Raw genomic sequence first — 3,467 nt, 5'->3', positions numbered from 1 at the left:
GCTGGACCAAAAGCTGCGCGAAGTGCAGTCCTATATCCGCAGCGGCGGTGAAACCACCAGCCGCACGGTCCGCTTTGAAGTGGCGACGGGTGAGACGGCGCATACGTATACGGATGAGGCGAGGTTGTTGGAAGAGGGGCCGCTGCCGGTGAGGTCGGCGCGGGGCGGGTGGAAGCAAAACCCCGCTAGCGTCGATGACGTCAAGTCCTGGGAGAAATACTACAAGCATGAGAACGGATATCCGCCTTTGAGTAAAAACATTAACAAGAATCACTATCCGTATCTGGCTGCGTATAGCGGACGTATCGTGCAGCGCCGATTGAACAAGGGGGAGCGCGTCTATCGGTTCTTTGGTGAAGGGCAAGAAACATTAGGATTTAAAGAAGTTCCGACCACCACCGCCTCCGGTATGTGGTGGGGTATCGGGGAGCCGCCTAAAACGGCCAAGGCATGGCGCGATGAAGCTGCCGTACTTGACGAGTTCAACAGTGATGGCTTTGTCGTGATCGGCCAAGTTATCGGTGACGCTGGCCCCAAGGCGGCAGTAGGGACCGTATCCGAGCAGATGGGTAGCAATATCCCTGGGCAGTATCTGACTGGAGGGGGTACGCAAGCAGCGTTCTATCTGGATCGCTCCTCAGCTGATGAGCTGGCACGCCTAAGTCAGGAGGTCGTAGCGACTCGGCAGCAAGCGCGATGGCTTGATCCCATATCCGGTATGTCATTCGAGATTCGACCCACCGGTTGGACCGACGCCTATGGCATTCACGGCTATCTGCACTTGCCCGGCCGGGGCATCGTACAAACCGTTAAATTGGGCGCGCGTGAGCAGACCCGCACTGCCGAGGAAACGCCATGAATGGCATCCCGTCCGGCATCATGTTGCCTAATGCATTGGAGCGTCGGCAGATTTTCTACTGGCTCAAGCGCATCAGTTCGTACAGCACATGGCGTCGTATTCTGGAGTACTACCGGTCTTGGGTCTCGATAACAGAAAAGAGCGTCAGCGTAGCTAATGATCGAGGGTGGCTACGACTGTATGAGGAGGGAAAGATCGTCGGTGGCGTTCCCACGGGACGTAAGATCAGTGACGGCAAAGGCGGTCAATACGCCGAATACACCGGAAGTGCTTTGGGTGAGAGCAGCCTGATACGCATCCTCAAGGGGTTTGCACATGCGGAGGAAGGCGTGCGCCGTCTCCGCCTCGGCGACAAGCGCGTATTTCAGTACAACGCGCATGGTGAGTTCGTGATGGCCGACGGTGCCCCATCTTATTGGGTTACTTTGATTGACCGTATCGAGATCGGCGAGAACACCATCGACCAAGACCACACGCCGCATTGGGACGAGTTTTGCTTTGCGCTGACTCAGCTGAGTGAAGCGTGGGGAGAAAGCTCACCCTTCTTGATCGAACCTCAGGATCTGAACGCCCCATCGCAAACCATCTATGGCGACTATCTGCGCGAACGTCTACCCAAGATGTCTTATCCCAATGAATTACCCGAGGTTCCAGACGCCAAGGAGTTGACTCTGGTGGCGACGGGTAAGTCTGTACCGTGTTCCGGTATCTGGGAGCCGGTATATGTAGCAAAGCCTAAAGGTTTCTATCTTTTTTCCGCACAGCCTTCGCCGGAAGGTCCCCTGCCCATCGTTGGATGCATGAGCTACCTCCACGCGGGCTCCGCCGCGCCGCGCGCGCGGCAGGAGACCGAGAAAGAAAGCTTGCGCAATGATGTGACTTGGCGGCTCCTGTGGCGCGACGACCGCTATGAAGACGGCACTATTCCCGAGGAAGAGCGCGGCTATGTATTCCAGCAACCGGACCCTGCACGCCTGGCGCCCGAGCCCGAAGAGCTGCGCGGCGGCATGCGCGTATTGTCCGACGAACCGTGTCCTTACCCCGGGGTATGGAAATGCCTGGATGATCTGACGCTTGGTCCGCAGACGGTGGCGTTTGGCATTCCCATGCCGCGCCGGCAGGGCCGGCGGGTGATGTGGCGCTTGATGAAGGCGGTGTAGCTTGGGCAACTATCCGCCTGGCGTAATGCTGCCCAACGCGCGCGAACGCCGACAAATCTTCTACTGGCTCAAGCGCATCAGTTCGTACACTGCATGGAATCGCATCCTCGATTATTACCGTGCGTGGGCCAGTGCCACCGAACGGAGCGTGCAGGTTGCCAGCGAACGAGGCTGGTTACGCCAATATGATCGGAACGACAAGCTCATCGGAGGCGCGCCGACTGATAACGCTTATTTCGGGCCATTTACAGGCAGTGCTATTGACGAGAGTCGTTTGGTGGAGATTCTCAAAGGCCTGGCTCACTGTGAGGAGGGGGTGGGCAGCTTGCGTGCTGGCGACAAGCGCGTCTTTCAGTACAACGCCCACGGCAAGTTCGTGATGGCCCGCTCCATATTGTCGTATTGGAGTGAACTTCAGTGGCGCATAGAGATCGGCGAAAATGGCATCGACCAAGACCACACGCCGCATTGGGACGAGTTTTGTTTTGCTCTCACAGAGCTGAGCGAAGCATGGGCTGAATGTTCATCTGAAATCATCGAGCCCGAGCGGCTTGATGCTGCTTCCCATACGTTCTTCAACGACAATTTGAAAGCAAAGCTGGAAGCGATGGTGTTTCCGAAGGTCTTGCCTGAAGTGCCTGACCCGATCACGCACACACTGGTCGGCTCGGGAAGGAGGACGCCGCATTCAGGTATATGGGAGCCGGTGAACATACCCAAGCCAAAGGGTTTCCAGCTATTTGGGATGTCGCCACTCCCCGAGGGGCCATTCGAGTCGGCCGGCACGATGGCCTATTTGCACGCCGATTCATCCGCGCCTCATTGCGCGGCGTATGGCGAGGCCAAAGGCAAGCCAACAGTCTGGCGCCTCCTGTGGCGCGACGACCGCTATGAAGACGGCACTATTCCGGAGGAAGAGCGCGGCTATGTGTTCCAGCAACCGGACCCTGCACGCCTGGCGCCCGAGCCCGAAGAGCTGCGCGGCGGCATGCGCGTATGGTCCGACGAACCGTGTCCTTACCCCGGGGTATGGAAATGCCTGGATGATCTGACGCTTAGTCCGCAGACGGTGGCGTTTGGCATTCCCATGCCGCGCCTGCAGGGCCGGCGGGTGATGTGGCGCTTCATGAAGGCGGTATAGCCTGAGCGCTGGGGCTGTGCGGTCACCTGTTGTGTGCGCAGGCGCATCTGTCGTCCGCGCGGCAAGCAGGCTTTGGCCAGTTCGCAGTGAATTTGGGCGATCGGGTGGTCGACTCCCTCGGCCGTTGGGCTTGTGACCTGGACAGGGCGGTTTCGATATCGGTCGGCTGCGTGCCGCGCTGGTGCAGGGCTTGGATACGGTGCAGGGGTTCGATATGGGCCCGGTCGCCTAGCCGGTATCCGGCGGTAGGGCGGATCGAGGGCAGCAGGCCGTTGCGCCGTGCAAGTTCCCCCACGATCAGGTGCCG

2 protein-coding genes and 1 pseudogene are annotated in these 3,467 nt (G+C 58.9%); all 3 read left to right on the top strand.

Going from position 1 to position 3,467, the window contains the following annotated elements:
* A pseudogene (locus tag JHD67_RS22470) lies at nucleotides 1-859 on the top strand (hypothetical protein); the annotation flags it as partial.
* On the top strand, nucleotides 856-2,019 hold the full coding sequence (locus JHD67_RS21135) for an Imm71 family immunity protein (protein WP_199101116.1): 1,164 nt from the start codon (nucleotides 856-858) through the stop codon (nucleotides 2,017-2,019). The pseudogene JHD67_RS22470 and the gene JHD67_RS21135, both read left to right, overlap by 4 nt.
* A 1-nt stretch (nucleotide 2,020) precedes the next feature.
* Nucleotides 2,021-3,160: an Imm71 family immunity protein gene (locus tag JHD67_RS21130; protein ID WP_199101115.1), complete on the top strand. Its 1,140-nt coding sequence runs from the start codon at nucleotides 2,021-2,023 to the stop codon at nucleotides 3,158-3,160.
* Nucleotides 3,161-3,467: the final 307 nt, after the last annotated feature.

Source organism: Dyella sp. ASV21, assembly GCF_016428975.1.
Lineage (GTDB): Bacteria > Pseudomonadota > Gammaproteobacteria > Xanthomonadales > Rhodanobacteraceae > Dyella.
Note: the sequence above shows the minus strand (reverse complement) of the source record. Positions and strands in the feature narration are given on the sequence as shown.

Excerpts from the sequence above, each read along its gene's own strand:
- JHD67_RS21135 (WP_199101116.1), top strand. The coding sequence starts at position 856 with ATGAATGGCATCCCGTCCGGCATCATGTTGCCTAATGCATTGGAGCGT.